24 protein-coding genes are annotated in these 26,878 nt (G+C 50.6%); 9 read left to right on the plus strand and 15 right to left on the minus strand.

The genetic code is table 11. The features are described from left to right. The first annotated feature begins 231 nt into the window (after positions 1-231). On the plus strand, positions 232-1,461 hold the full coding sequence (locus tag QRN24_RS18215) for an EAL and HDOD domain-containing protein (protein ID WP_284942944.1): 1,230 nt from the start codon (positions 232-234) through the stop codon (positions 1,459-1,461). Between the two features lie 47 nt (positions 1,462-1,508). Here QRN24_RS18215 and potD read toward each other — a convergent pair whose 3' ends face one another. From potD to potA, 4 genes are read right to left on the minus strand one after another with little or no spacing between them, the layout of a single operon-like run. Next, entirely contained in the window at positions 1,509-2,543 is a 1,035-nt protein-coding gene (gene potD / locus QRN24_RS18220; RefSeq protein WP_014169602.1) for a spermidine/putrescine ABC transporter substrate-binding protein PotD, read from the minus strand. After that, positions 2,540-3,331, minus strand: a complete 792-nt coding sequence (gene potC, locus QRN24_RS18225; protein ID WP_284942945.1) for a spermidine/putrescine ABC transporter permease PotC — start codon at positions 3,329-3,331, stop codon at positions 2,540-2,542. The genes potD and potC overlap by 4 nt, the downstream gene beginning before the upstream one ends. Continuing rightward, positions 3,328-4,185, minus strand: coding sequence for a spermidine/putrescine ABC transporter permease PotB (potB, locus tag QRN24_RS18230; protein ID WP_020884651.1), 858 nt, complete (start codon positions 4,183-4,185; stop codon positions 3,328-3,330). Before potB ends, potC begins: the two co-directional genes overlap by 4 nt. Next, the gene (gene potA / locus QRN24_RS18235) at positions 4,169-5,320 is read right to left on the minus strand and encodes a spermidine/putrescine ABC transporter ATP-binding protein PotA (protein WP_171032980.1); all 1,152 of its coding nucleotides are present in this window, start codon (positions 5,318-5,320) and stop codon (positions 4,169-4,171) included. Before potA ends, potB begins: the two co-directional genes overlap by 17 nt. Positions 5,321-5,553: 233 nt before the next feature. Here potA and pepT point away from each other — a divergent pair, with 233 nt between their 5' ends. Further along, positions 5,554-6,777, plus strand: coding sequence for a peptidase T (gene pepT, locus QRN24_RS18240; protein ID WP_032681239.1), 1,224 nt, complete (start codon positions 5,554-5,556; stop codon positions 6,775-6,777). A 57-nt stretch (positions 6,778-6,834) separates the two neighbouring features. Here the strand turns inward: pepT and QRN24_RS18245 are convergent, their stop codons facing one another. The 10 genes from QRN24_RS18245 to rluE all read right to left on the minus strand — a co-directional run bounded on the left by QRN24_RS18245 (position 6,835) and on the right by rluE (position 16,969). Further along, on the minus strand, positions 6,835-7,956 hold the full coding sequence (locus QRN24_RS18245; protein ID WP_032677894.1) for a ribosomal protein uL16 3-hydroxylase: 1,122 nt from the start codon (positions 7,954-7,956) through the stop codon (positions 6,835-6,837). Positions 7,957-8,047: 91 nt separating this feature from the next. After that, entirely contained in the window at positions 8,048-9,511 is a 1,464-nt protein-coding gene (gene phoQ, locus QRN24_RS18250) for a two-component system sensor histidine kinase PhoQ (RefSeq protein WP_284942946.1), read from the minus strand. Further along, entirely contained in the window at positions 9,512-10,183 is a 672-nt protein-coding gene (gene phoP, locus QRN24_RS18255; protein WP_032670531.1) for a two-component system response regulator PhoP, read from the minus strand. A 1,070-nt stretch (positions 10,184-11,253) separates the two neighbouring features. Continuing rightward, complete coding sequence (locus tag QRN24_RS18260) at positions 11,254-12,009, minus strand: glycosyltransferase family 25 protein (RefSeq protein ID WP_032681236.1); 756 nt, start codon at positions 12,007-12,009, stop codon at positions 11,254-11,256. 28 nt (positions 12,010-12,037) lie between these two features. Next, positions 12,038-12,301, minus strand: a complete 264-nt coding sequence (locus QRN24_RS18265; RefSeq protein ID WP_284942947.1) for an XRE family transcriptional regulator — start codon at positions 12,299-12,301, stop codon at positions 12,038-12,040. A gap of 331 nt (positions 12,302-12,632) precedes the next feature. After that, positions 12,633-14,003, minus strand: coding sequence for an adenylosuccinate lyase (gene purB / locus QRN24_RS18270; RefSeq protein ID WP_284942948.1), 1,371 nt, complete (start codon positions 14,001-14,003; stop codon positions 12,633-12,635). Between the two features lie 19 nt (positions 14,004-14,022). Then, positions 14,023-14,652, minus strand: a complete 630-nt coding sequence (gene hflD / locus QRN24_RS18275; protein ID WP_014169611.1) for a high frequency lysogenization protein HflD — start codon at positions 14,650-14,652, stop codon at positions 14,023-14,025. A 27-nt stretch (positions 14,653-14,679) separates the two neighbouring features. Continuing rightward, entirely contained in the window at positions 14,680-15,792 is a 1,113-nt protein-coding gene (mnmA, locus tag QRN24_RS18280) for a tRNA 2-thiouridine(34) synthase MnmA (protein ID WP_032670452.1), read from the minus strand. A gap of 40 nt (positions 15,793-15,832) precedes the next feature. Further along, positions 15,833-16,306: an NUDIX hydrolase gene (locus tag QRN24_RS18285; RefSeq protein WP_020884456.1), complete on the minus strand. Its 474-nt coding sequence runs from the start codon at positions 16,304-16,306 to the stop codon at positions 15,833-15,835. Positions 16,307-16,315: 9 nt separating this feature from the next. After that, on the minus strand, positions 16,316-16,969 hold the full coding sequence (gene rluE / locus QRN24_RS18290) for a 23S rRNA pseudouridine(2457) synthase RluE (protein WP_047955426.1): 654 nt from the start codon (positions 16,967-16,969) through the stop codon (positions 16,316-16,318). Between the two features lie 117 nt (positions 16,970-17,086). Here rluE and icd point away from each other — a divergent pair, with 117 nt between their 5' ends. From icd to QRN24_RS18315, 5 genes are all read left to right on the plus strand, one after another. Next, positions 17,087-18,337 carry an NADP-dependent isocitrate dehydrogenase gene (gene icd, locus QRN24_RS18295; RefSeq protein ID WP_014169617.1) on the plus strand — a complete coding sequence of 417 codons (1,251 nt, stop codon included), beginning with the start codon at positions 17,087-17,089 and terminating at the stop codon, positions 18,335-18,337. A gap of 590 nt (positions 18,338-18,927) precedes the next feature. Continuing rightward, positions 18,928-19,974, plus strand: a complete 1,047-nt coding sequence (locus QRN24_RS18300; RefSeq protein ID WP_219372897.1) for a glycosyl hydrolase — start codon at positions 18,928-18,930, stop codon at positions 19,972-19,974. A 199-nt stretch (positions 19,975-20,173) separates the two neighbouring features. Continuing rightward, a complete protein-coding gene (locus tag QRN24_RS18305) occupies positions 20,174-20,524 on the plus strand; it encodes a DUF1304 domain-containing protein (RefSeq protein WP_020884453.1) in 351 nt (116 codons plus the stop codon). A 76-nt stretch (positions 20,525-20,600) separates the two neighbouring features. Then, positions 20,601-20,846 carry a DUF2543 family protein gene (locus tag QRN24_RS18310; protein WP_284942949.1) on the plus strand — a complete coding sequence of 82 codons (246 nt, stop codon included), beginning with the start codon at positions 20,601-20,603 and terminating at the stop codon, positions 20,844-20,846. Positions 20,847-21,089: 243 nt separating this feature from the next. Beyond that, the gene (locus QRN24_RS18315) at positions 21,090-21,785 is read left to right on the plus strand and encodes a hypothetical protein (RefSeq protein ID WP_284942950.1); all 696 of its coding nucleotides are present in this window, start codon (positions 21,090-21,092) and stop codon (positions 21,783-21,785) included. Here the strand turns inward: QRN24_RS18315 and QRN24_RS18320 are convergent. After that, a complete protein-coding gene (locus QRN24_RS18320; protein ID WP_193161909.1) occupies positions 21,768-23,294 on the minus strand; it encodes an EAL domain-containing protein in 1,527 nt (508 codons plus the stop codon). The two genes, QRN24_RS18315 and QRN24_RS18320, sit on opposite strands and share 18 nt — an antisense overlap. Positions 23,295-23,531: 237 nt before the next feature. On the opposite strand from QRN24_RS18320, the gene pdeG reads away from it, so the two are divergent. Then, on the plus strand, positions 23,532-25,052 hold the full coding sequence (pdeG, locus tag QRN24_RS18325) for a cyclic di-3',5'-guanosine monophosphate phosphodiesterase PdeG (RefSeq protein WP_193161911.1): 1,521 nt from the start codon (positions 23,532-23,534) through the stop codon (positions 25,050-25,052). Between the two features lie 180 nt (positions 25,053-25,232). Continuing rightward, entirely contained in the window at positions 25,233-26,705 is a 1,473-nt protein-coding gene (locus QRN24_RS18330) for a sensor domain-containing diguanylate cyclase (protein WP_032679672.1), read from the plus strand. Positions 26,706-26,878 lie beyond the last annotated feature (173 nt).

The raw sequence follows: 26,878 nt of genomic DNA on the forward strand, positions 1-26,878 counted from the left end.
CTCCCGTAATGACGTGCATGTCGGGCAGGCACAGATCACTTATCGGATATTTCGCCATGTTTCTGTAGAGCACCGGGTATATTTAATTTAAATTTTTGATCGCTAATTCCCGTTAATTAGTGTGGATGCTTTTATTTTGTGCATTCAATCAAATTAGTGTTCGATAATGCTCGTTATCGTTGTGCAGATAGGGGATGCTAATAAATATAAAGACGTTCAGGAGGATGGGATATGTATGGATTTATCGCGAGACAACCCATTTTTAACCTCGATATGAATACCGTGGCCTATGAGCTGCTTTTCAGAGACGGAATGACCAACCGTTTCCCCGATGTATCGGCGGAATATGCCACGTCCAGAATGATATCAGACCAGTTCTTATCCGTGCCGTCCCAGCGCATCGCCGGGGAACATACGTCGTTTATCAATTTTCCTTCCCGGATGATCATCGACCGCAGCGCTGAGGCGCTGGACAAAAACAACGTGGTCATTGAGATCCTTGAAGATGCTGACCCGGGTGAGGCGCTTTTGCAGGCCGTGAGAGAAATGTATGAGCACGGGTACTGCTTTGCGCTCGATGATTTCACTCTCGCACCGGAATGGGATGTTTTTTTGCCCTATATTTCCATCATCAAATTTGATGTCCAGAATTACACCTTAGCGCAAATTAAAAATTACCTGAGTGAGCGTAAAAGCCTGACCGGGCATATTAAATATCTGGCTGAAAAAATTGAGACTAAAGAGGAATTCAAACAATACAGCAATGCCGGATTTTCTCTTTTCCAGGGATATTTTTTCTGTCGTCCGGAGGTGATTAAATATAAACGGCTATCGCAAAACCAGCTTGCAATTTTCCGTCTGCAAATGGAAGTAGGACGCAATAAACCTGACTTTCGGATCATCGAGTCGTTAATCAAAAGCGACCTCACGCTGTCCTATAAAATCATGCGCTATATGAAGCACACCGCCTTTAAACACATGGGGGCCTGTAATTTCAGCAAGTTAACGCTGAGTGAAGTGCTGAGGTATCTCGGGGAAAATCAGCTCAGAAGGTTTGTGGCTGTTGTAGTGCTGGCAAGTGCAGCCAACGACACCGTCACCGAGCTTTACCCGATGAGTATGATGCGCGGGAAATTCTGTGAACTGATTGCCGAGAAACTGGATGAGCCGATGCTGGCTGAGAATGCGTTCATGTGCGGTCTGTTCTCACTGCTTGATACCCTGCTTGAGCTGCCGATGGCAGAGCTGATGACGCAAATTGCTGTCCCGCAGAGCGTGAGTAATGCGTTGTGCCATCAGGAAGGGCAGTTAGCGGATATGGTTCGCCTCTGCCATTACTACGAGCAACAGCAGTGGGATGAGGCAAGCAGAATAAGTCACGCGCTGGGGCTGGCAGAGGAAGAGATCGTAGAGGCGATGAGGAAGGCCACGATCTGGGCCGGGGAGAACGCCGTCAGTTAATCGTTCCTCACTCCGTTAAGACGGAGTGAGGAAGAAAGCCTGGCCGCTTACCGGCCCGCTTTTAATTTCTGGTAATACTCTTCGTAGATGCGGCTTGCGTCACCGACATCGTTTTGCCACTCGCCTTTACTGATGGTTTGCGCATCCGGATAGAGCGATTTGTCGTTCGCGACGGCCGGGCTGAGCAGCTTGCGCGCAGCGAGGTTCGGAGTGGGATAACCAATGGTCTCCGCAACCTGTTTCGCGACGTCCGGGCGCAGCAGGAAGTTAATCAGCTTCAGGGCACCGTCAACGTTCTTCGCGTTTGCAGGAATAGAGAGGCTATCCATCCAGAAGATCCCGCCTTCTTTCGGCCACACTACCTCCAGCGGCGTACCGGCCTGACGGGCAACATACGCGGAGCCGTTCCACACCATGCCCAGATTCACTTCGCCTTCCATATACGGGTTTGCCGGGTTATCAGAGTTGAATGCCGCCACGTTAGGCATCAGCTTTTTCAGCTCGTTATAGGCCGCTTCAATCTCTTTCGGGTCCGTCGTATTGCCTGAGTAGCCGAGCTTACGCAGCGCTACCTGGAACACTTCGCGCGCGTCGTCGGTTAACAGCAGGCTGCCTTTGTATTCCGGTTTCCACAGATCGGCCCAGCTTGTAACGGTTTTCGGATCGATAGCCTCGCTGTTGACCCCAATGGCGGTTGCGCCCCAGATGTAAGGAATGGAGTAGTCATTATTCGGGTCAAACGGCTTATTGAGCATCTCCGGATCGAGATTGTTGAAGTGAGTGAGCTTCGTTTTATCGATCTTCTGAATCATGCCCTCTTTGCGCATTTTATCGACGAAATAGGTCGACGGGACGACCAGATCGTACGCGCCTTCTTTGTAAGTTTTGAGCTTGGCGTACATGGTTTCATTCGACTCATAGGTAGAATAGATAACCTTGATGCCCGTCTCTTTCGTGAACTGCTCCAGCAGGCCAGGTGGCACATACTCGGTCCAGTTATAGAAATAGAGCGTTTTGCTGTCATCAGCGTGCGCGGCACCCATTCCGAGCACCAGTGCCGCAGCGGCAAGCATTTTTTTCATTTCATTGTCCCCTGAGATGTTGTTTTATCACGAGCAATAACCTGGCTGGCAATCACCAGCACCAGCGAGAACACTAACAGTATGGTCGCCAGCGCGTTCACCTCGGGCGAGACGCCGACTTTCACCATTGAATAGATCTTCAATGGCAGAATTTCATAACTCGGGCCGGTGACGAAGGAGGAGACCACCACATCGTCCATCGACAGGGTAAAACTCAGCAGCCATCCGGCAGCAACGGCGGGCATCGCCAGCGGCAGGATGATTTTGCGCAGGATCGTCATCTCACTGGCTCCCAGATCTTTTGCGGCTTCCAGCATGCGCACGTCAAACCCTTTCAGGCGTGCGAAGACGGTGACCACCACAAACGGCAGGCAGAAAGTGATGTGGGAGAACAGCAGTGACCAGAAGCCCAACTGGACGCCCAGCAGCATAAACAGCACCAGCAGCGAAATCGCCATGACGATATCCGGCGACATCATCACCACAAACAGCATCCCGCTGACGAACGGTTTACCCCGGAAGCGATAGCGGTAGAGCGCCACGGCGGTAAGCGAACCAATCAGCGTGGCGAAGGTGGCGGAGAAAATCGCCATCGTCAGGGAGTGCTGAGCAGCCTGCAGCAGGCTGTCGTTGTTCATCAGCAGGCTGTACCAGTTGGTAGTGAAACCTTGCCAGTTGATGCCGAAACGCGAGCTGTTAAACGAGTTCACGATCAAAATAATGATCGGAATATAAAGATACGCATAGATGGCGGTCATAAAACCGCCGCGAAGCAGTCGACCGATCATTCGAGTTCCACCTTTTTATTCAGTAATCGTGAAGCACGCCAGTAGATCAACAGCATCAGGCCCATCACCACCGTGAGCGTAATGCTGGTGGCGGAACCGAACGGCCAGTCGCGAATGTTCAGGAACTGACTCTTAATCACGTTGCCGATAAGCAGGTTTTTCGCGCCGCCCATCAGGTCGGACACGTAGAACAAGCCCATTGCCGGCAGCATTACCAGCAGACAACCTGCAATGATGCCGGGCATGGTCAACGGAATGATAATCCGGATAAAGGTCTGCAGTTTGCTGGCGCCCAGGTCTCTCGCAGCTTCCAGCAGCGGTTTATCCAGCTTCTCAATGCTGGAGTAGAGCGGCATCACCATAAAGGGCAGCAGGATGTAGACCAGACCCACAATGACCGCACCCGGCGTAAACATGATGCGCACTGGCGTATCAATCACGCCCAGCCACAACAGGAACTCGTTCAGATAGCCTTTGGTGCTGAGGAAAATTTTCAGCCCGTAGATGCGGATCAGGGAGTTGGTCCAGAAAGGCACGATCAGCAAAAAGAGCAGCAGTGGACGCACTTTTTGCGGCAGACGCGCCAGAAACCATGCAAAGGGATAACCCAGCACCAGGCAGGCAACGGTGGCGATCAGCGCCATATTAAGCGAGTGCAACAGCACGTCAAAATAGAGCGGATCGAGCAGACGCGAGTAGTTGTCCAGCGTAAAGACCAGCTTTACGAAGTCAGTATCGTCGCGGGTCAGGAAGCTGGTGGCGATGATCATCAGGTTGGGTAAGAAGACAAACAACACAAGCCAACCGACGATAGTAGCAATCACCACATTCTGGAATTTACTTGTGTTCTTCATCAGCCAGTACAACCTCCCAGCTTTCTACCCAGTTGATAACCATTTTCTGGTCGAGGGAGTGGTCGAAATCAGGGTCGTCCTCATTAAAGAACTCGCTGACCATCACCATCTTACCGTTTTCCAGTTCGACGACAGACTCCAGCGTCATCCCTTTATAGTTGCGCTCCCGGATATAGCCAATCAGGCCCTCGGCATCAGTATTGCCGTGGATCTCTTCAACGCGCAGATCCTCCGGTCGCAGCAGGACGTTGAGCTTTTGCCCTTTTTCGACGGCGAAATTCACGGTGATATTGCACTCGCGGCCTTCTACGTTGGCCCGCACGCGCTGTTCGTCCAGGCGTTCAATCACCGTGGCGTTGAAAATGTTGATTTCCCCAATGAAGCTGGCCACGAACAGGTTTTTCGGCTCTTCGTAGATTTCACGTGGCGTGCCGTCCTGCTCGATTTTGCCGTCACGCATCACCACGATACGGTCCGACATGGTGAGTGCCTCTTCCTGATCGTGGGTAACAAAGACAAAGGTAATGCCGAGCTTGCGCTGCAGGGCTTTAAGCTCGTTCTGCATCTGCTTGCGCAGTTTGTAGTCCAGCGCGGAAAGTGACTCATCCAGCAGGAGAAGACGCGGTTTATTGACCACAGCGCGGGCGATAGCAACGCGCTGCTGCTGGCCGCCGGAAAGCTGGTGTGGCTTACGCTGGGCAAATTCTTCCAGTTGCACCATGCGCAGCGCGTCGGTAACGCGAGCAGGGATCTCGCTGGCCGGTGTTTTTTGCATCCGCAAGCCAAATGCGACGTTCTCGAACACGGTCATGTGCGGAAACAAGGCATAGCTCTGAAAGACGGTATTCACGTGCCGCTCTTCGGCGGGGACCTGGGTGATATCCTGGTTTTCAAGGTGGATGTGACCGCTATCGACGTTTTCCAGTCCGGCGATAAGGCGCAGTACGGTTGTCTTGCCGCAGCCAGAGGGGCCAAGCAGCGTGAGGAACTCACCGTCATTGATGGTCAGGTTGAGCCCGGAAATAACATCTTTACCATCAAAACTTTTACGAATTCGTTCCAGTTGCACCAGCGGTGAACGTGAACGGGATTGTGTATTCAATTTTTGCGCTGTCCCATATAGACGCTCCGGGATGCAGACCGAAGCGGGGTTTGTGTGTAACCACCTTGGTGACTCGTAATGAGGGCGGACATTCTACGGCAAACCACTGTAATCGCCAATCCTTGTCACTGATTCATAAGCTACATTTACTAACGGATACGATATAAACGGAAAATATTCTCGTTTGCGGGATAAAAGTGACCTGACGCAATATTTGCCTTTTGATGCTTATTGATAATGTTGTCACAAAAAGTGAGGGTGACTGCATGGATAAATTACTTGAGCGTTTTTTACAGTACGTTTCGCTGGATACCCAATCTAAACCGGGTGTCCGCCAGGTGCCAAGCACCGAAGGCCAGTGGAAGTTATTAAACCTGCTCAAAGAGCAGCTCGACGCCATGGGGCTGGTTAACGTCACGTTAAGCGAGAAAGGCACTGTGATGGGAACGCTGCCTGCGAATGTCTCCGGTGATATCCCGGCGATTGGCTTTATCTCCCATGTCGACACCTCTCCGGATTTTAGCGGTAAACATGTGAACCCGCAGATTGTTGAAAACTACCGCGGCGGCGACATTGCGCTGGGGATTGGTGACGAAGTACTGTCGCCGGTGATGTTCCCGGTGCTGCACCAGCTGCTCGGTCAAACGCTCATCACCACCGACGGCAAAACGCTGCTGGGTGCCGATGACAAAGCGGGGATTGCCGAGATCATGACGGCGCTGGCGGTGCTGAAAGAGAAAAATATCCCGCACGGGGATATCCGTGTCGCCTTTACGCCGGATGAAGAGGTCGGCAAGGGGGCAAAACACTTCGACGTAGAGGCCTTTAACGCGAAGTGGGCCTATACCGTCGACGGTGGCGGCGTAGGGGAACTGGAGTTCGAGAATTTCAACGCCGCGTCCGTGACAATCAAAATCGTCGGAAACAACGTTCATCCTGGCTCCGCCAAAGGGGTCATGGTGAACGCGTTGTCGCTGGCGGCGCGTATTCATGCGGAAGTTCCGCCAGAAGAGAGCCCGGAACAGACCGACGGTTATGAAGGTTTTTATCACCTGACCAGCATTAAGGGCACCGTAGACAGTGCGCAGATGCACTACATCATTCGCGACTTTGACCGTAAAGCATTTGAAGCGCGTAAACGTAAGATGATGGAGATAGCCAAAAAGGTCGGTAAGGGCCTGCATCCGGATTGCTATATCGAGCTGATTATTGAAGACAGCTACTACAATATGCGCGAGAAAGTGATGGCGCATCCGCATATCCTCGATATCGCGCAGCAGGCAATGCGTGACTGTGATATTGAACCGCTGTTAAAACCGATTCGTGGCGGCACAGACGGTTCGCAGCTGTCGTTTATGGGGCTGCCTTGCCCGAATCTGTTTACCGGTGGCTACAACTATCACGGCAAGCACGAGTTCGTGACGCTGGAAGGTATGGAAAAAGCGGTGAAGGTGATTGTGCGAATTGCGGAGCTGACCGCGGCACGGTAATGACGAAAAAAAGCCGGGTCAGGCGAAGCCGCCACCCGGCACGCTTTTCTTTACGGTTTAGTCCTCAAAGAACCAGTACCCGCTGTTCACCAGCGCGGCGAGCATCGCGAGGAAAGAGGGATCTTCCAGCGCATCGCCAAAGGTATCAGCCGTTAAGGTCAGGTGGCTGGCAATAGCCTCCAGCGCCGGACGGTGAGGGGAGTCTAGCTTCTCGCCGTTAACGAAAACATCTTCACCGATGCGCAGTACGCGCAACCCGCCCAGACGAACCAGTTTGTCGCCCTGCTGCAGTGCGTCATAAATCTCGTCGGCCTGGTATGGCGGCTCTGGCGGTGCCACATCCAACTCATGGCGTGACTGGCTGATAAACTCACCAAACCACTGGCTGAAATGCGCCGGTTCATTGATCAAATCCAGCATCATGCCGCGAAGCTTGTCCAGTTCGGCTGGCACAATATCAGCCGGGTGCTCGCGTGCAGGCACATCCGGATCGCTGTAACGATGGCTGCCCAGTTCACGTTGCAGCACGTAGTCAGCAAAGCCGCTGATCATTTCGCGACCGCTTGGTGCGCGGAATCCGACGGAGTAGTTCAGCGAGTTTTCCAGCGAATACCCTTCGTGCGGGAACCCTGGTGGGATATAGAGAATATCACCCGGCTCCAGCTCTTCATCGATAATCCCTTCAAACGGATCGACCTGAAGCAGGTCCGGATGCGGGCAGTGCTGTTTCATCGGCACTTTGTCGCCCACGCGCCAGCGGCGGCGGCCTGTACCCTGAATGATGAACACGTCGTACTGGTCCAGATGCGGACCAACGCCCCCTCCTGGCACGGAGAAGGAGATCATCAGATCGTCCATTCGCCAGTCGGGCAGGGCGCGGAACGGACGCATTAACGCCGCAGTCGGTTCATGCCAGTGGTTAACCGCCTGAACCAGTAATGACCAGTTGTTTTCACCGAGGTGATCGTAGCTTTCGAAAGGACCGTGGCTGACCTGCCATTTCCCGTCCTGGTGGCTTACCAGGCGGCTGTCGACTTCGCTCTCCATGGCCAGGCCGGCCAGTTCGTCAGGGGAGAGGGGATCGACAAAATTGCTGAACCCGCGTTTAAGAACGACCGGGCGTTTCTGCCAGTAACGTTCAATAAATTCGGGCCAGTTAAGTGTTAAGTGATAATCCATATTTTTTTATTCCGCAGGCTCTTACTGACTCGGATTATAACGGAAGCACAGGAGCCTGGGTGCGAGATCCTCGCATTTTTCACATAACGGGTTAACTATCGTTCGATGTGGGCTGCTGGCGACCGAAAATGACCTCCATTCTGGCACCTCCGAGTAAACTGTCTTCGGTTTCAATTTTTCCGTCGTACTGGTCGACGATTTCGCGTGCCACCGCTAACCCAACCCCCTGGCCGGGGCGCAACGTATCCGCACGCTGACCGCGGTCGAATACCACATCACGTTTATTGCGCGGGATCCCCGGGCCATCATCCTCAACGATAATATGCAATTCGTTATCCGTCTGACGCGCGGAAACTTCCACGAATTCCAGGCAATATTTACAGGCGTTATCCAGCAGATTGCCCATCACTTCCATGAAATCATTTTTTTCACCAACAAAGCTGATTTCGGGAGAGATATCGAGGCTGATATTGACCCCTTTGCGCTGGTAAACCTTGTTGAGCGCGGAGGTGAGATTATCCAGAAGCGGTGCCACAGGATGCAGTTCGCGGCTCAATAACGCGCTGCCGGAACGCATGCTGGCACGGTGCAGATAGTAACCAATTTGCTGAGAAATACGGCTGATCTGTTCCAGCATCACCGGCTCGGCGTTATCAACGCTCAGCTTTGAGCTGCGCATCGAACGCAGGGTACTTTGCATCACCGCCAGCGGCGTTTTCAGGCTATGCGTGAGGTCAGTGAGGGTGGTGCGGTATTTATCATAGCGCTCACGTTCGCTTTTCAGCAGACGGTTGAGGTTACGCACCAGGCTTGTCAGCTCGCGGGTAGTCTCCGGGTTGAGCTTCTCACGATGATGTTCTTCCAGCTCGCGCACCTCTCTCGCCAGCGATTCGATGGGGCGTAAACTCCACCACGCAGCGAGCCACAGCAGCGGGATTACCAGCAGCAGATTCGCGGCCAGAACATAGACGAACCAGTTCCATACCATATAAGAACGTTTAAGTTCGACCGGGATGGTATCGACCACCACGATGGTTAACTGCGGCATGTTCATCGTGGCCGGGTAGAGGTTAATCGCCACGGAGTGCGTCATTTCTGTTTCGGCATCGTCTGCGCGGATCTCATTCAGCTTTTGCTGCAGGGAGCGGTCCTCGCGCAGTAGCGAGCTGGTGGTGTTCAGATCGGCTTCAAGTTCGTGGAAACCATTGGTCTTAAGCCATTCCGGACGAATACTTTTAACCAGCCATGGGATATCGCGTTGTGCCCAAAGTAGTTTTCCCTTTTCGTTATAAATCAGGGCCAGCGTCGGGCTTTGCTGGTTAAGGGTTTCCGGCATTTCGACGGTGATCGTGTTGTTTTCCCATTTCGCCAGGGTATAAAACAGGTTGCTTTCACCACGCAACAGTCGAAAAGTTGTTTTATCAAAACTGACGCTGTAGCCCACCAGAGCCACCATGCCGTAGGAGAGGGATAACACCAGCACGACGGCGGCCGTTGCCAGTAAAAAGCGAACCCGCAGCGAGAGGGGCAGAATATGACGCAAGATCCCTTTCATTTAGCGTATTTCGAACAGATAACCCTGACCACGGACGGTTGTGATCACGTCCTGCGGGTACTCCGCCTGAATTTTCTTGCGCAGACGTCCCATCAACACATCAATCGTGTGGCTCTCACGCAGCTCGGCATCCGGATAAAGCTGAAGCATTAAGGAGTCTTTGCTCACCACTTTGCCGCTGTTGCGGATTAACGTTTCCATGATGGTGTATTCAAACGCGGTCAGCTTAATGACTTCATTATTGATCGAGAATTCACGACGGGAGAGATCAACCTGGAAAGGGGGAATCGAAATCACCTGGGAGGCCAGGCCGCTGTTGCGGCGTAGCAGTGCCTGCATGCGTGCCGCCACTTCTTCGATGTGAAAAGGCTTGGTGACGTAATCATCCGCGCCCGCGCTGAGCACTTCAACCTTGTCCTGCCAGCCTTCACGTGCGGTCAATACCAGAACCGGAAGGGAGACATCATGGCTGCGCCAGCGACGAATCAACGACAAACCGTCTTCATCAGGCAATCCGAGATCGACGATGGCGATGTCCGGCAGGTGCTCATTGAGATAATAATCGGCTTCTTTTGCATCTTCGGCATCGTCCACCTGATGTCCCATCTCCTGAAGCTGAACCTTCAGGTGATGGCGTAGCAATGCGTTATCCTCAACAACCAGTACGCGCATCATCTTTTCTCCCTATATGAATGGTATGAATAGTTTAACGCTGATTATGGAGTTTGAAACCAGCGTCATGAAATTAAATGACTTTTTTCATGCTCCCGTACTGTTTGGGGCGTCCTGGGGGCATCGCTGTCGGCATCTGATTGTTCAGCATGTTGACCTGATCCTGGCGCATATCTCCTATCAACCTGGAATAAACCTCGTCGCCAATCCCAAGAAATCGAATTTTTTGAAAAATAGATCTCATTTGCTCGTGATTTTTTCTCTGGTGGAAAACGAAACGTAGATTTTGCGGCTCGGTTTTTCCAGATCAACATCATCCCATGCCAGGGCTCAAATCTTGCCAGGCCTCATTCCCGAGTGTAGGAGTACTATGATGATCAACGCCAATTTTCGGGGGAGGGCTGCAATCAGCGCCAGGTTCTCATGAAGTAAAAGTGGATCGGGATCTGCCTTAGATAGCCTAAGCCACGATACATCCTCATAAGGAGCGTATAATATAAACCGACTTCGATTTGCATGCTGCAGCATTTCCTATAAAACAGCCATTTGTTTATTAATTGTTGAAGGCGCATGGTCCTTTTTGACCCTGTCAGGGACTGAAGAGTTTAAGACCTGCCGGTCGGCAGTTCTTTGCTGCACTTCAGCATATCTCCATGATCAATAACTGACCGAACTGGATTTCACTTGCGATGACAATGCCAGGATTTCCAGCTTTTTTGATATAACTGCTATTTGCAATCCAGTCAGGGAGAATCTCGTGCCAGCAAATACCGCGATAAGTGAAACGCGATCATGATTTTCCGTTATGAAATTTTACGAAAACTATATGTATTTAGTACGGGTATAATGGTGTGAATTACACAGAAGCAGAAAGAAGAGTCACAATGTATTTCACTGCGGTTTAGCAAACACACTCTTTACTGAATGCGACTCAGTAGTCTTTGGCAATAGATTAAAAAACTGAATGTTTTATGGAATGGCAAAATTCCGGAGGGGTTCTCAATTGTATCGATATTAGAGAACCCTCCTATATTGAACGGCCAGTCAAGCCTCCTTATGAATTTACTGTTTTAACCTTTACCTTGATTTATGACCTTATTGAAAAGTGGAAGAATCGCTCTTCTGTATTTGTGTTTGATTTTCGTTTTAAATGTTCTACGTGACATAAGAAGATTCCATAATTCCTTTTTTCTTAAATGGATGGTTTGTGAGTCTTCCGGAATGTTGATAGTAGAATTTTGGGCTTCTTCAGAGAGATGAACTGGATGAGGCACTACCGAATATACTTCAACTAATGACATATCTTCGAATAGTCCCCATTTATCAGCCACGATCCAAACAGGATTAAGCCCTTTGAGTAAAGAGCACGCAGCCTTGTTGTTGATAATATAACTGTGCGTGGTAGTGGCATGTAAGGTCTTATGCAAAGAATAGCCGGTGGAAATATTTTTTATTTTTTTTTGGAAAAACTTATTTGTACGGCTTAGTAAAATGACAGAAGGACGAACCTCTGGGACAGTAATGTGTTCCAAAACGTTTTTAAAATCATCATTTAAAACAACGTCATCCTCAAGAATAAGGGCTTCGCCGATCTTCTCATCAATCATTTTTTTATAAATTTTTTGATGACTTAATGCACAGCCGATCTCACCAGGAAGGAATGCATAATTAACGTTGGCAGTAACTCCCTTCCTTTCTTCTTCAGACATGAGTCTGCCATCTACTGCTTCGATAAACTCAGCTGAAAGACCTAAGGCATTCAGTTGCGCTTCCATTTTTTTACGACGTTCAACTGATTTTTTTAGATTTACGATAAAAATTTTCATTGTAGTTCCATGTTAAATAGCGAATCCCTCAGGAGATGCTTGCCCCTATCTCACGCATTTTTTCGAGTACTTTCTTCAACTCTTTATCATTCAATGCTAACTGTGCGGCCATGAAAAAGAGCATATGTATTCCCATAATTCTTGGCGTTTCGCCACCAGTATATTTCCTCCAGTGATTGCTGCCGGCAAGACCAGCTAAATTTGCCATTTGGAGGCCTGTGAGACCAAGTTCTTCTTTAAGGTGCGCAAGGTCTTCTGTTGTAGGTGGTGTGTAATTATCGATCAGCGACATAATGCACCGGTAAGAGCCCCGCGAGGCTTATTTGTTAAAAGAATTTAATATACACAGATATAATGACTACTCTGGCATCAAAAGGTATAGCATTCATTGTTCTCACTTACGGGATGATGCGCGCAAGCGATTCGGGGCCATAAAGATGAAGGATAGCCCCTTTAGGGCTTGTTGTCAATCTAGATAACTATATGGTGAGGCGGGTGAGCGCTCTATTGCTATTTCTGTGTTCTCTTTTCCACGGTCACGCTGATTATGTTGTTGTGGGGATAAACATTAAGTAAACCGGGGAAAAGCAGCCCCCTTTCCAGGCGGAAAGGGGGAAGGGAGGTTACTTCAGCTCGTCAACCATGGTGATGGCACGGCCGATATAGTTTGCCGGGGTCATCGCTTTCAGGCGGGTTTTCTCGTCTTCTGGCAGTTCCAGACTGTCGATAAACTGTTTCATGCCTTCGGCGTCTACGCGTTTGCCGCGCGTCAGCTCTTTCAGTTTCTCGTACGGTTTTTCAATGCCATAACGACGCATGACGGTCTGAATGGGCTCTGCCAGCACTTCCCAGTTGTGATCCAGCTCGTCCAGCAGACGGTCGCGGTTCACTTCCAGTTTGCTTACACCTTTCAGGGTGGACTGATACGCGATCAGCGCGTAGCCGATACCCACGCCCAGGTTACGCAGCACGGTGGAGTCAGTCAGGTCGCGCTGCCAGCGGGAAACCGGCAGTTTGCTCGCCATGTGCTGCAGCACCGCATTCGCCAGACCCAGGTTGCCTTCGGAGTTTTCGAAGTCGATTGGGTTGACTTTGTGCGGCATGGTTGAGGAGCCAATTTCACCGGCAATGGTCTTCTGTTTGAAGTGGTTCAGCGCGATGTAACCCCACACGTCACGATCGAAATCGATCAGAATGGTGTTGAAGCGAGCGATGCAGTCAAACAGTTCCGCGATATAGTCGTGCGGCTCAATCTGGGTGGTGTACGGGTTCCACTGAATACCCAGAGAGGTCACGAACGCTTCGCTGAACTGATGCCAGTCCACTTCCGGGTAGGCGGCGATGTGGGCGTTGTAGTTACCTACCGCACCGTTGATTTTACCCAGAATTTCGACCTGCTCCAGCTGACGATACTGACGTTCCATACGGTACGCCACGTTTGCCATCTCTTTACCCATCGTGGAGGGAGTGGCCGGCTGACCGTGGGTACGGGACAGCAGCGGAATATCACGATATTCGACAGACAGTGCTTTTACCGCGTCGATGATTTTACGCCAGTAAGGCAGCACCACGTCTTTGCGCGCGGTGGAGAGCATCAGCGCATGAGACAGGTTGTTAATGTCTTCTGAGGTGCAGGCGAAGTGAATGAATTCAGACACGGCATGCAGCGCAGGCACGCTTGCCGCTTTCTCTTTCAGGAAATACTCAACCGCTTTTACGTCATGGTTGGTGGTGCGCTCAATAGTTTTAATGCGCGCAGCATCTTCTTCGTTGAAGTCAGCAACGATTTTATCGAGGTAATCGTTTGCCTGGGCGTCAAAAGCAGGAACTTCCTTGATTGCTGCCTGGGCGGCCAGCTTTTGCAGCCAGCGTACTTCAACCTGAACACGGAACTTCAGCAAACCATATTCGCTGAAGATCCCGCGCAGCGCGCTGACTTTATCGCCGTAGCGTCCATCTACAGGGGATACGGCGGTCAGTGAGGATAATTCCATAATTCGCAACTCCGGGAGGTTAACAATGAGCAAGAATTTGTTTTGCCTGAGTCGTCAGGCGATTACGAGAAAACATTAACTGCAGGCGGCCACCGCCAACCTGATGCCACAGCACGGCGGCACGAATACCCGCCAGCAGGGAGGCGCGGACTTTTGCCTGAACCTGCGGGCTTTGCAGCACGGCAGGAGAGCCGGTGACCTGAATACGTGGGCCCAGCGGGCTGATGACGTCAACATAAATGCCGGCCATGGCACTGAGCAGCGTTTCGGACTGCAGATCAAAATGGTCGAGCTGGCGCTGCAGCCCGGCAATGCGGTCACCGAGCGTATCAAGCGCGCCTTTGGCCGCACTGAGCTTACGCTCCAGCACCATCAGGCTTAACGTATAGCGGGTCAGCTCCGCGTTCAACCCCTGGCGGCTACTGGCGTTGAGCACGCCAAGCAAAGTTTCAAGACCGAGACGAAGATTGGTTTCACTCCCACCGAAGACACCCAGAGTCGAACCGGGGTTGAGGTCGATAACGCTGTTGAGTGAAACGTGCAGCGCGTCAGCATCGCAATGACCCTGATGCGCCAGCTGTTGCACCAGACGGGCAGACTGGCAAATTCCAGCCAGTGCCAGGGTGATGTCATAATAGTTCTTCGCCACACGTTCTCCTTTATGTGTGCAATCGTGTTAAACGGCCGGCAGCGGCAGGCGCTGTTCAATGATCCCGCCGCCCAGACAGATTTCGCCGCTGTAGAATACGGCGGACTGGCCTGGGGTGACCGCCGCAACCGGCTCGTCGAAACGCACATCAATGCGTTCATCATCCAGCGCGGTGACGGTACAAGGGATATCGGTCTGGCGATAGCGTGTTTTTACCGTGCAGCGCAGCGTACCCTTCAGCGGCTCACGATCGACCCAGTGCAGCTGTTGTGCGATGAGGCCGACGGACATCAGACGCGGATGGTCGTGGCCCTGAGCAACAACCAGAATATTGTTTTCGACATCTTTATCTACGACGTACCACGGATCTTCGCTGCCTTCTTTGGTGCCGCCAATACCCAGCCCTTTACGCTGGCCCAGCGTGTGGTACATCAGCCCCTGATGTTGACCAATCTCATCACCGTCGACGGTAACGATTTTGCCCGGCTGTGCCGGCAGGTAACGACCAAGGAAGTCGCGGAATTTACGCTCGCCGATAAAACAGATACCGGTAGAGTCTTTTTTCTTAGCAGTGATCAGATCCAGCTCTTCGGCGATTTTACGCACCTGCGGCTTTTCAAGCTCGCCTACCGGGAACAGGCTTTGCGCAATCTGTTCGTGGCTGAGTGTATAAAGGAAGTAGCTTTGATCTTTGTTGCCATCCAGACCGCGCAGCAGCTGACTTTTGCCATTCACATCGGCACGACGCACGTAGTGCCCGGTCGCAATATAGTCTGCGCCCAGATCTTCTGCGGCGAATTCCAGGAAGGCTTTAAATTTGATTTCTTTGTTGCACAGAATGTCCGGGTTCGGGGTACGACCGGCTTTGTACTCTTCCAGGAAAAGCTCGAAGACGTTGTCCCAGTATTCTGCGGCAAAGTTAACGGTGTGCAGTTCAATGCCCAGCTTATCGCACACCGCCTGCGCATCGGCGAGATCCGCAGCAGCAGTGCAATATTCCTCGCCATCATCTTCCTCCCAGTTCTTCATGAACAGGCCCTCCACCTTATAGCCCTGTTGTTGCAACAGGTAGGCGGAAACGGAGGAATCGACACCGCCGGACATGCCGACGATCACTTTTTTCTGGCTGTTATCTGACATGGAATACTCACGACATTGAACTTCAAGGCGGCGTATTCTATCACGCCCCCCCACCATTGGCACCCTCTGTAAACGGCCAGTTAAATTCTCCAATCACCTCAAGCGGCAGGCGACCAGCAGACTGCCAGCAGCGGATACTCTCGGCAACCAGCGGCGAGCGCAGGTTTGGCGCATTTAGGATCTCTTCGGCAGTGACCCACAGGCAGCGATCGATATCATCGTCCTGCGGCTCTGTGGCGCACGTTTCGCTAAGCTCGACGGCAAATAAAAAGCGCAGGAACGGGGTGTGATCAGGGGCAATCCACTGGTGCATACGGATGAAGTGCTGCGGCTCCGCGTGGATACCGGTCTCTTCCCACAGTTCGCGTTTAGCGGCCTGCAGTAAGGTTTCATTGGCTTCTAGGTGCCCGGCAGGCTGGTTCCACAGCGCCTTGCCGTTAATACTCTCTTCTACGACCAGAAACTTACCCTGCGCGTGAACCACGCAGGCGACCGTGACATGCGGTTTAAACATAGTGACTCCTTAAGGGGTAACGTCCCGCCATTCACCGTTTGCCAGTGAATCCAGGGTGAAGTTGCCCATGGCGTAGCGAATAAGTCGCAGGGTAGGGAAGCCCACGTGTGCGGTCATCCGGCGAACCTGGCGATTACGGCCTTCATAAAGGGTGATCTTGAGCCAGCTCGTCGGGATGGATTTGCGCTCGCGGATAGGCGGCGTGCGTGGCCACAGCCATTCCGGCTCGCTGACGAGCTCAATACCTGCAGGCAAGGTAGGACCATCGTTTAACGTCACGCCGCGGCGTAATGTCGCCAGCGTCTCTTCATCCGGTTCACCTTCAACCTGGACGAAGTAAATCTTTCCCGTGCGTTTGCCCGGCTGAGTGAGCCTGGCCTGTAAGGCACCATCGTTGGTTAAGACCAGAAGTCCTTCGCTATCCCGGTCCAGCCGGCCGGCGGCGTAGACGCCCTGAACAGGAATGTAATCCTTCAGCGTGCTGCGTCCGGCTTCGTCAGTAAACTGCGGCAAAACATCGTAGGGTTTATTGAACAAAATCACCCGCTTTGGCTGGGATTCTTGTGGTCTTCTGGCGGCTTGTCGTGAGCTGAATCGCTCAACCCGGTGTTTTGTAAAAGAAGTTTTCTTCATGGTATTTTCAGACGTTATCAATTGCCGCATTATAGCCTATTAACGAAGACCTTTCATGGCGTCGGACAATCAGGTACTATCGAAGGGCTCATTACAATTTATTAACATAAGATCAGTAACAACCAGAAGCGCTCGAAGGAGAGGTTAATGGAAAGCAAAGTAGTTGTTCCGGCGGAAGGTAAAAAGATCACCCTGCAAAACGGCAAGATTAACGTTCCTCACAATCCGATTATCCCGTTCATCGAAGGTGACGGTATCGGTGTAGACGTTACCCCGGCAATGCTGAAAGTGGTTGATGCCGCTGTTGAGAAAGCCTACAAAGGCGAGCGTAAAATTTCCTGGATGGAAATTTACACCGGTGAAAAATCTACTCAAGTTTATGGCCAGGACGTTTGGCTGCCAGCTGAAACGCTGGACCTGATCCGCGACTACCGCGTTGCTATTAAAGGCCCTCTGACAACTCCAGTCGGTGGCGGTATTCGTTCCCTGAACGTTGCGCTGCGTCAGGAGCTGGACCTGTACGTGTGTCTGCGTCCGGTTCGTTACTATCAGGGCACCCCAAGCCCGGTTAAGCACCCTGAACTGACCGACATGGTTATCTTCCGCGAAAACTCAGAAGACATCTACGCGGGCATCGAGTGGAAAGCGGACTCTGCTGACGCAGAGAAAGTGATTAAATTCCTGCGCGAAGAGATGGGCGTGAAGAAAATTCGCTTCCCTGAACATTGCGGTATCGGTATCAAGCCTTGCTCCGAAGAAGGGACTAAACGTCTGGTGCGTGCGGCTATTGAATACGCGATCACCAACGACCGTGACTCTGTGACGCTGGTTCACAAAGGCAACATCATGAAGTTCACCGAAGGCGCATTCAAAGACTGGGGCTACCAGCTGGCGATGGAAGAGTTCGGTGGTGAGCTGATTGACGGTGGTCCATGGCAGAAGATCAAGAACCCGAACACCGGCAAAGAGATCATCATTAAAGATGTGATCGCCGATGCGTTCCTGCAGCAGATCCTGCTGCGTCCTGCTGAATATGACGTTATCGCCTGTATGAACCTGAACGGTGACTACATCTCTGACGCCCTGGCGGCGCAGGTTGGCGGTATTGGTATCGCCCCTGGTGCGAACATCGGTGACGAGTGCGCACTGTTCGAAGCGACCCACGGTACGGCACCAAAATATGCCGGCCAGGATAAAGTGAACCCAGGTTCTATCATCCTGTCTGCAGAAATGATGCTGCGTCATATGGAATGGTTCGAAGCCGCAGACCTGATCGTTAAAGGTATGGAAGGCGCGATTAACGCGAAAACCGTAACGTACGATTTCGAACGTCTGATGGAAGGCGCTAAGCTGCTGAAATGTTCAGAGTTTGGCGACGCGATTATCGCGAACATGTAATCCAGAGTCTGGGTTAAACAAGAACGGGAGCCGATGGGTTCCCGTTTTTTATTATTCGATTTCTTACGGTTATCAAAACCCCTCCCTTCAATAGCATTTACCGTCCACGCTTTACCGGGCCATCATGCGCTTTCGCCGTTTGATTCGGCGATGTATACCCCAAAATTTCTTGAGTATCTTAATTCCACGTCTCACTAAATTCATTGTTATGGTGTCCGGCCTCACCCGGTGCCGCGCTCATGAATACCTGATCTGACTTATCGGGTACGACGCGATTACGGTGAAACCCTCATTAATTCTGTTGTCAGCATAACTTTCTGGTGTGCGGAATATCACTCGTATTACGGGAGATAGCACAACGTGAATTAGCATCATTTTAAGCAGGCGGCTGATATAAATATCCCTGTCGCAGCAAGTTATTTAATCAAACGGTATTGCTGTGCTGGCACTGTCCGCGGTAGTGGGAAAAGCCAGACAAACTGTACGAAAAAATAAAGCCGGGCAATATCGGTTTTATTGTGTACGTAGCAAATACGCATGGTTATTCATTGCCATGTATTTTCCAATCGAGACGTAAGGATATTCTATAAATGAGTACTTTTGCTGTAGTACCCGCAAATCAGTCTGCAGATAATAATGCGAAAATGATTTATCAGTGGTTGAGTGGTCTGTCTGATCGACAGGGTAAAAAGCTCATTTCAGGTATTTTTGGTGGCTATAGCAATATCGGCGGCGTCGATGCTTTTTCCCTGCAACAAGGAAAAGACCTGCAGGCCCTGACCGGGAAATTCCCGGCTATTTATAGCGCTGACTATGCCCGTGGCTGGGATGCCTGTACCCCTGGAGAGGAAGCCAGTTTGATCGATTTTGGTTGTAATGCCGATCTGATCGACCACTGGAAAAAAGGCGGACTGGTCGCGATCAGCCACCATTTACCAAACCCTTGTTTTGCGGGTAATAATCCTGGTGATGGAAAGGGGGCTCTCAAGCATCCTGTGAGTAATGATGAATTTTCTGCAATCTTACAGTCTGGAACACCGTCGCGTGGACGCTGGTTGGCAATGCTTGATAAGGTCGCTCAGGGCCTACAGCAACTGAATGAGAAAGGTGTCACCGTCTTTTATCGACCCTTGCATGAGATGAATGGCGAGTGGTTCTGGTGGGGGGCAACCGGTGAGAATACAAACGATACTGTACGTATGGATCTGTATCGACGCCTGTATCAGGATATCTTTAATTATTTCGTTAAAACGAAAGGGTTAAACAATTTACTCTGGGTCTTCTCTCCTGATGCAAACCGGGATTATAAGACATCTTATTACCCTGGCGCAGAGTATGTTGATATTACTGGCCTGGACTTGTATACAGACAATCCTGCCACTGTAAACGGTTACGATGAAATGGTGGCATTGAATAAGCCGTTTGCCTTTGCTGAGGTGGGGCCATCAACAATTAACGGCCAGTTTGATTATGCAAATTTAGTGAGTGTTATTCTTCAGAAATACCCTAAAGCAACCATGTTTATCCCCTGGAACAATGACTGGAGCCCGCTGAAAAACCTGAATGCCTCTGGTGCATACAATAATGACCGGGTAATAAATCTCGGAGAGGTATGGAACGGCAGCGTTCTGAGTTAATGTACGTTCCGGTGTCACGTTGATGCACCATATAAAATGGTTGAAGTCGCTGGCCCGATCGTTAACGCTATAGAAGATGCTAAAATGTTCAGAGTCTGGCGACGCGATCATCGCGAATATGTCATCCAGATTCTGGGTTAAACGTGAACGGGGGCCTGAAGGTCCCCGTTTTTTTCCTCTGCCTGCGGGAGACTGCAAGATGTTAGCTACGATCCTTGTCGCTATTGTTGCATTAATTCATCTCTACATACTTGTGCTGGAAATGTTCCTGTGGAACACAAAAACAGGCCACAAGGCATTTAATCTCAGCCCTGATTTTGCACGCGACACCCGTGTGCTGGCCGCAAATCAGGGGTTGTATAACGGTTTTCTGGCAGCGGGACTGCTCTGGGGACTATGGCTTGGTGAAAGCGGTGTTCCTGTGGTCTTCTTCTTTTTGACCTGCGTGTTGATTGCGGGCATTTACGGTGCCATGACCGCCAGCCGAAAAATACTCTATGTTCAGGCTTTACCGGCGCTGGCTGCATTGATTGCACTGTGGTTGCGTTGATTAACAAGGCTTTGGTCTAAGAGTGCCGTCCGATATACTCAGGCATTACCCTTAAAGGTCAGAGAAGAGACTGTTTATGCACAATGAAATTCCACTTAAATATTATGACATCGTCGATGAATACGCGTCGGAAGCCGCGGAGTCGGTAAGTGAGGCAGAGCGCGATCCTCTTGCCTGTTATTTCCAGTTGCTGCTCACCCGTTTATCGAACAATGAAGAGATCAGCGAGGAAGCCCAGCAAGAGATGGCCAGTGAAGCCGGCATCCGTAGCGCGCGCATTGATGATATTGCGAACTTCCTCAATCAGTGGGGAAATGAATAGTCCGCCTCAAAAACCGTTGTGCTGATGCTTTGCTAAACAGCTCAGCATCACGCTATCGGACCACATGCATTTTTTATCCGGGATGTGTGTTGAGGGTTTACCGATGAGCAGGGCGAAAATAACGATCAGGAAAAAGAGTACCAGCGGAAACAACAGAGAATTTTTCACGTTTTAACCAAATGAGAGTGTGCTTCAGGGTAATCTACGGTCTGAATGTGACGACTATATGTTTTTAGGAAAGAAATGGAAACGTCTGATCTGGAAAAACATTACCACGACACCAACGCGAAGACGCTGGCACTCTGGGAAAAGCAGGACGGTATCGGAGCGGTAAGGGAGCCGTTTTATGCTACGCAAAAGCTCGCACTGGCGACAGGTTTCCAGCCGGAAATGGCCGCGTCTGTCGACATGTTGTTTCGGGAACTGCGGGCGTTGACCCGCCACGACTCGTTAGTAGACCTCCAGCCGCCATCCGGCTTCCATTTCACCTTCGTACCCATAACGCTCCCTCTCTACGACGAGAATGCACCGTTACCGGCGAAGACGCATCAGCTTATCGACGCATGGACCCCTTTTGCCGGTCTGGGCATCACGGTTCGGGAACTCAGGCTGGTGGCATTGCCCAACCAGCTCTTGCTTGCAGGCATACCCGATACACTTGCCTTGAGGCAGCGGCAGGCGTTTTGTGAACGTCTCTTAACCACGGACTGGCAAGAGGCGTTGCGCTTACGCCATGGCAATACCCCTTTGCCAGCGCCGTTCTGGCACACTACGCTGTTGCGCTACCAGGCAGACTGTCTGCCTGAATCACTGAGGGCGTTTTTCCGTGAGCGCCGCATGCAGCGTTACGGTGAGGTTTGCGGAGAGCTAAAACTCAACGTCGTGAATTATAACTGGTCGCTATGCAGAGCCGTCACGTCGTCAATGTTGACATGCTAACGCGCTGGTTTTTTGCTTATCGTTGTTAAGTTGCTGCGTCAGTTCACCAATGGTCAGTGATTTAGAGAAATACCATCCCTGAATCAGGGCATCAGGATACCGGTCAGCAATAAAGCGATATTGCGTTTCGCTTTCCACACCTTCAAAGACGAGCGTTTTATTCAGTCTGGCGAGGGCGTCACTAAAGATGACGAATATATTCTGTTTATAATGCTCATTAATACCATCTACCAGCGATTTATCTATTTTGATCTCATCGTATTCCAGAAGCGATATGCGGGCGAGGTTAGAGTTTTGCACTCCAAAATCGTCAATTGATATTCTCACACCCAGTGATTTTAACGCCTGACAAAACCCTTCGAGAACATCCGCAGTGGAGACCGCCTTTTCAGAGAGTTCGACTTTTATCAAGGAGAGTGGAATGCTATTCACTAAACACTCACGACACAGAATCTTAATGAATTGCCCGTCTTCAATCTCGGTTCGACCAATGTTTAATGAAATCACCAGCTGATGTTTAATCGCCAGCGAGGCGATTTCTGCCAGGGATTTTTCGATGATATTGATATAATACTTTTGATACAGGCCAATTTTCTTAATTAAGGGAATAAAGAGCTCAGGCGAGACCTCTCCATGATTGTTATCGCGCCATCTCGACAGAACTTCAACGCCCACCATTTTTTTATCCTGGATTCGAATAATGGGTTGGTAGTTAACGCTGATGGTATTGGCTTTTACCGCGTTAACCAGCGTGCGCTCCAGTGAGAACCGATCTTCATAGATGCGGAAGAAAAACAGCGTGATCGCTATCCAGATGAAAGCCGAAATTGCCGTGAGAAGGGTAAACACCACCAGCGACAACGAAGCCAGCCCTGCGTTGTGATGCTTCACGATCACACACAAATCCCATACGGCGCTGCACTGCGTCAGGGTTAAGGTAAACAGATTCGAATGCAGCCAGCTCTGTTCTTTTATCACCGGGGAGGCTGAGAAAAATGTTCTGCCGAAATCTTTGGTCGTCGTACTCAGTGAATAGTTCGCCGTAATCGGCGTGAACTTATCGTAAGCATAGCGGGAGGTGAATATAATCACGTTATTATAAATTGCCGCATTGCCTGTAAAAAAATCTTTTCTGGAAAACTGTGCCAGAAGAAAACCCCGTGGCGTTTTATGCAGCTCTGCAGGAAGGGCAACGGGAGTGGCGAGTTTACCCCAAAAAGCAGTACAGGCTATTTTCCCCTTTTCAATAAAACCGATATCCCCGAAATAGAGGCTATCTAACTTTATCTGCCTGTAACTATCGAGACTGGTTTTATCACAACCCTGTGTAGTAATGCTTTTGAGCGCCTGCGCCACACTTTGAGAGAGGACTTCTGAATATTGCAAAAGGGAATGGGAAACCTCGAGCTGTTTGCTCTTTTGCTGGGCCACGATAACCGCATTAACCGCGTAGAGAGAGAGGGCGACCAGCAACGTTGAAATGATAGCAACGGCAATGATCTTTTTCATTTTCCAGTGGTCCCGTTCGCTCCCTGATTGCACAAATCTTAACACAGCCAGGGCAAGGCACAAGCCTGATAATAACGGAGGTTTATCTTATTCAGTCAGAGTAACTCATGCGGAAGTACCAGTTTTTTAAGATAAATCTTAACTAAACTTTTCACATTGCTTTAAGCAGCGCAGAGTTTGCCAGGCGATCGCCTTATACAGGTCATAAATGAGCGTTTTTCTCTTAAGGAAAAAATCGTGCGCAACGTTATGCTCCCCATTCTGTGTGCCTTATTTGTGTTTCTGAGTGGCATGCTGATCATTAACTGGCAGTTGTGGCATATGGCCCGGTCAAATTATGCCGAAACCGCCGCCGCAAGCACGCGTAAAATTGAGGCCATTCTTGCTGAGGCTGTCAGTGCTGCAGATACAGCAAAACGGGTCGCCGCTGCAGGGTGTACCGACACCGGACAGCGTGAACTGGGTTCGGAAGCTGCGCTGAAACCGCATCTTCGCGCCATTATGATTGAGCAGCAGGGTAGGATCGTCTGTACCTCCCTTCCCGGAAACGGCGTATTGATTCTTCGCCCGCAGACGCTGCCCAACAAAGGATTGATGCTGCTCCCCGGTAATCGCCTGGTGAACGGCATTCCGGTGTTACTTTTTCAGATGCCCGTCGCGAAAGGACGCGTTATCGTAAGCGTTAGCGACGCGCATTTGCGGGATGTTATTGCGAGTGCAGCAAACAACACGGGACTGAGGCTGGTTGTTGGCGATAAAGCAATAGCCGGCGCGGGCGATGTGATCAGTTGGCCCCCCGTGAAGTGGGCGGGTTCCTTAACAGCATCGGCACATTTTCCGTTTGGCATGGCCTGGCAGCCTCCCGCCTTTTTCAGCCTGACGCGTTTACTGCATCAGGGATGGAGCCTCATACTGCTTATCCTTGCGTTATCTGTAGCTGTTGGCATTCTTATCCGTCGCTACAGGGGGAAAAGCAGCTCGTTTGAAGACGATCTGCGTAAAGCCATCATCCACGGCGAGATCGTTCCGTACTATCAGCCGATCGTGAATGGCGATACCGGCGGTTTGTATGGCGTGGAAGTGCTGGCAAGGTGGAAGCACCCAAAATCAGGCTTTATCCCACCGGATGTTTTTATTCCGATTGCCGAGCGCAGCGGTCTGATAATTCCGCTGACCAAAAATTTAATGGCGAAAGTGGTGACCGAGCTTAAGCCGCTTTTGCCTAAGTTGCCGGACGGATTTCACATCGGGGTGAACATCAGCGCCAGACACATCAATGCGCCTTCTTTTATCGCTGACTGCCGGGTCTTTGGAAAAGGCTTTTATGGTAAAGAGGTCAAACTGGTTCTCGAAGTGACCGAGCGTGAACCGCTGATCGATAATCCTCATCTGGTGGAAAATCTCAATGCGTTACATAACGCCGGTTTCGTCATTGCGCTTGATGACTTTGGGACCGGGTATTCCGGACTCTCCTGTCTGCACGCGCTGGCGATTGATTATATTAAAATCGATAAAAGTTTCGTGAACCGGGTATCAGAGGCGAAAGACTCTACGATCCTGCTGGACTGTGTGATTGACCTGGCGAAAAAACTCTCACTGCATATCGTGGCTGAAGGGGTAGAAACGAAGGAGCAACTGGACTATCTCAACCGTAATCAGATTACCCTGTTGCAGGGATACTATTTTGGTAAACCGGTCTCGTATAAAGAATTTATTAAAGTCATCTTATCTAAGCCCCTGGAGAAGGTCAGTCTGTAAGAGATTTTTTCTGTGAAAGGGGCCCAGTAATAATATCTGATGCCCGTTTGCGAAAAGCGAAATATCATCAGATTTCTGTTGTATGCTTAAGTGCAATTCATTTTCCTCTTATCCTGAGCTTTGTTACAGTGACTCTAGTTGTCAGCCAGGGATGTCAGGCGTGATAAGGTGGAAGAGCTCGTGCATGTGAAAAATACTTTTTACACAACAACTATTACCGTCATCATTGTCTCATTGATCATTTCGCTGTCGCTTGCCGTCCAAATTACCACGTCCAGGCAGCAGTCGATCCAGCAAATAAATACCAGCGTTGCCAACCTGAGCCATACCTTAGACGTGTACAGCGAAGGGATCATGCGCCAAAGTGAAATGTTGATTACTTCGGTTTCCGACATAATCAAAATTTATGGCATGACCCCACAACAGGCCAAAAATATCCAGCGGATGATAAGCAATCAGGATAATCTTCTTATCCAGATAAATAATGTGGTTGTTTACGATGCGCAAGGGAATATTTTTACGGCACTGCATGAAAGTTTTTCCGGACCCCGGAAAGGGGTGGACAGGTCGTTTTTTATCTACCACAAAGAAAATAAGAGCCAGCAGATTTTTATTGGCCAGCCGGTGGTCAGCAGAACGAATGGTAAATGGGTCATAACCATTAGTCGTCGGCTGGAAACCCCTACCGGCGCGTTTAACGGTGTCGTTGTGGTTACGCTGGGTATCGAAAATTTTCTGGCGTTATACGGGCAGATCAATATTGGTCACTCAGGCGTGATCGGCTTAACAACCCAGTCAGGCGTGTTGCTGGTACGTCATCCGTTTAAAAATAATTACATCGGCGCGATTGTTTCGGATTCGCCTCTCTTCAGGACATACCTCAAGGTACAAAACGCGGGTATCGCCAGCTCTGTCTCACGGTTTGATAAAATCGAACGCATTTATGCTTTCGAGAAGAACAAGCGCTACGGGCTCGTCACCACCGTGGCGGTCAGTACGCAAGAAGCGCTCGCCCCCTGGCGCAAGCAGGCTCTCCAGCTTTCTGTACTCATTTTGGTTTTTACCGCGATACTCATTGCGGCGTCCTGTTTCCTCTATTCCGATTTATCCAGAAAAACACGGGATAACAGGGCGCTGAAGATTATTGCGTCTGAAGATGCGCTAACAGGGCTTTTCAACCGACGCATTTTTGATGAAAAAATTCTGTCAGAAATTGCGGCCTGTGCGGCCAGCGACGCCCCGATTTCGGTGTTGATTGTCGATGTGGACTACTTCAAAAAATACAACGATAACTATGGTCATCCCGAAGGGGACCGCTGTTTAACCCTGCTGGGAAATAGCCTCAGGGAGAGCCTCAACCGGGACAACCAGGTTGTGGCGCGCTATGGTGGGGAAGAGTTTGCACTGATCCTGCCAGACACGGATATCCAGGAAGCGCTCCGCCTCGGTCAGACGATCATTCGCAATGTCTTTTCGCTGCATATTGAACATGCTTTCAGTCCCTTCGGGCGGGTCACGGTTAGCGTCGGGATCTCCACTGCGCGTGCCGTGGATATCGCGGGCAGCCAGCAGAACATCATTATAGCCGCCGACCAGGCGCTCTATCAGGCAAAACGCGCAGGGCGAAACCGGCACGCTTTTGTTGCGGTGTAGGCAAAAAAAAGCCCACTCTAGAGTGGGCAAGAAATACTGGAAGCAATGTGAGCAATGTCGTACTGAATACCTGAGCGTTTCACTCAACTATTCAGTGTTGAGAAAGATAATCTTTCTCAACAAAAGATGCAACCCCATATTTCTTGTGGTGCTGTTGATGAATAAACGCGCAC

Origin of the sequence: Enterobacter sp. MEB024 (genome assembly GCF_030209635.1) — a bacterium.
Classification (GTDB): domain Bacteria; phylum Pseudomonadota; class Gammaproteobacteria; order Enterobacterales; family Enterobacteriaceae; genus Enterobacter; species Enterobacter ludwigii.

Bases quoted from the DNA above. Each gene is read 5' to 3' on its own strand.
- QRN24_RS18260 (WP_032681236.1), bottom strand. From the start codon at position 12,009: ATGAAAATTTTTATCGTAAATCTAAAAAAATCAGTTGAACGTCGTAAA.
- QRN24_RS18245 (WP_032677894.1), bottom strand. From the start codon at position 7,956: ATGGATTATCACTTAACACTTAACTGGCCCGAATTTATTGAACGTTAC.
- QRN24_RS18300 (WP_219372897.1), top strand. From the start codon at position 18,928: ATGAGTACTTTTGCTGTAGTACCCGCAAATCAGTCTGCAGATAATAAT.
- pepT (WP_032681239.1), top strand. From the start codon at position 5,554: ATGGATAAATTACTTGAGCGTTTTTTACAGTACGTTTCGCTGGATACC.
- icd (WP_014169617.1), top strand. From the start codon at position 17,087: ATGGAAAGCAAAGTAGTTGTTCCGGCGGAAGGTAAAAAGATCACCCTG.
- phoQ (WP_284942946.1), bottom strand. From the start codon at position 9,511: ATGAAAGGGATCTTGCGTCATATTCTGCCCCTCTCGCTGCGGGTTCGC.
- mnmA (WP_032670452.1), bottom strand. From the start codon at position 15,792: ATGTCAGATAACAGCCAGAAAAAAGTGATCGTCGGCATGTCCGGCGGT.
- QRN24_RS18305 (WP_020884453.1), top strand. From the start codon at position 20,174: ATGTTAGCTACGATCCTTGTCGCTATTGTTGCATTAATTCATCTCTAC.
- purB (WP_284942948.1), bottom strand. From the start codon at position 14,003: ATGGAATTATCCTCACTGACCGCCGTATCCCCTGTAGATGGACGCTAC.
- potC (WP_284942945.1), bottom strand. From the start codon at position 3,331: ATGATCGGTCGACTGCTTCGCGGCGGTTTTATGACCGCCATCTATGCG.
- rluE (WP_047955426.1), bottom strand. From the start codon at position 16,969: ATGCGGCAATTGATAACGTCTGAAAATACCATGAAGAAAACTTCTTTT.
- phoP (WP_032670531.1), bottom strand. From the start codon at position 10,183: ATGCGCGTACTGGTTGTTGAGGATAACGCATTGCTACGCCATCACCTG.
- QRN24_RS18315 (WP_284942950.1), top strand. From the start codon at position 21,090: ATGGAAACGTCTGATCTGGAAAAACATTACCACGACACCAACGCGAAG.
- QRN24_RS18215 (WP_284942944.1), top strand. From the start codon at position 232: ATGTATGGATTTATCGCGAGACAACCCATTTTTAACCTCGATATGAAT.
- potD (WP_014169602.1), bottom strand. From the start codon at position 2,543: ATGAAAAAAATGCTTGCCGCTGCGGCACTGGTGCTCGGAATGGGTGCC.
- QRN24_RS18265 (WP_284942947.1), bottom strand. From the start codon at position 12,301: ATGTCGCTGATCGATAATTACACACCACCTACAACAGAAGACCTTGCG.
- potB (WP_020884651.1), bottom strand. From the start codon at position 4,185: ATGAAGAACACAAGTAAATTCCAGAATGTGGTGATTGCTACTATCGTC.
- QRN24_RS18320 (WP_193161909.1), bottom strand. From the start codon at position 23,294: ATGAAAAAGATCATTGCCGTTGCTATCATTTCAACGTTGCTGGTCGCC.
- QRN24_RS18285 (WP_020884456.1), bottom strand. From the start codon at position 16,306: ATGTTTAAACCGCATGTCACGGTCGCCTGCGTGGTTCACGCGCAGGGT.
- QRN24_RS18310 (WP_284942949.1), top strand. From the start codon at position 20,601: ATGCACAATGAAATTCCACTTAAATATTATGACATCGTCGATGAATAC.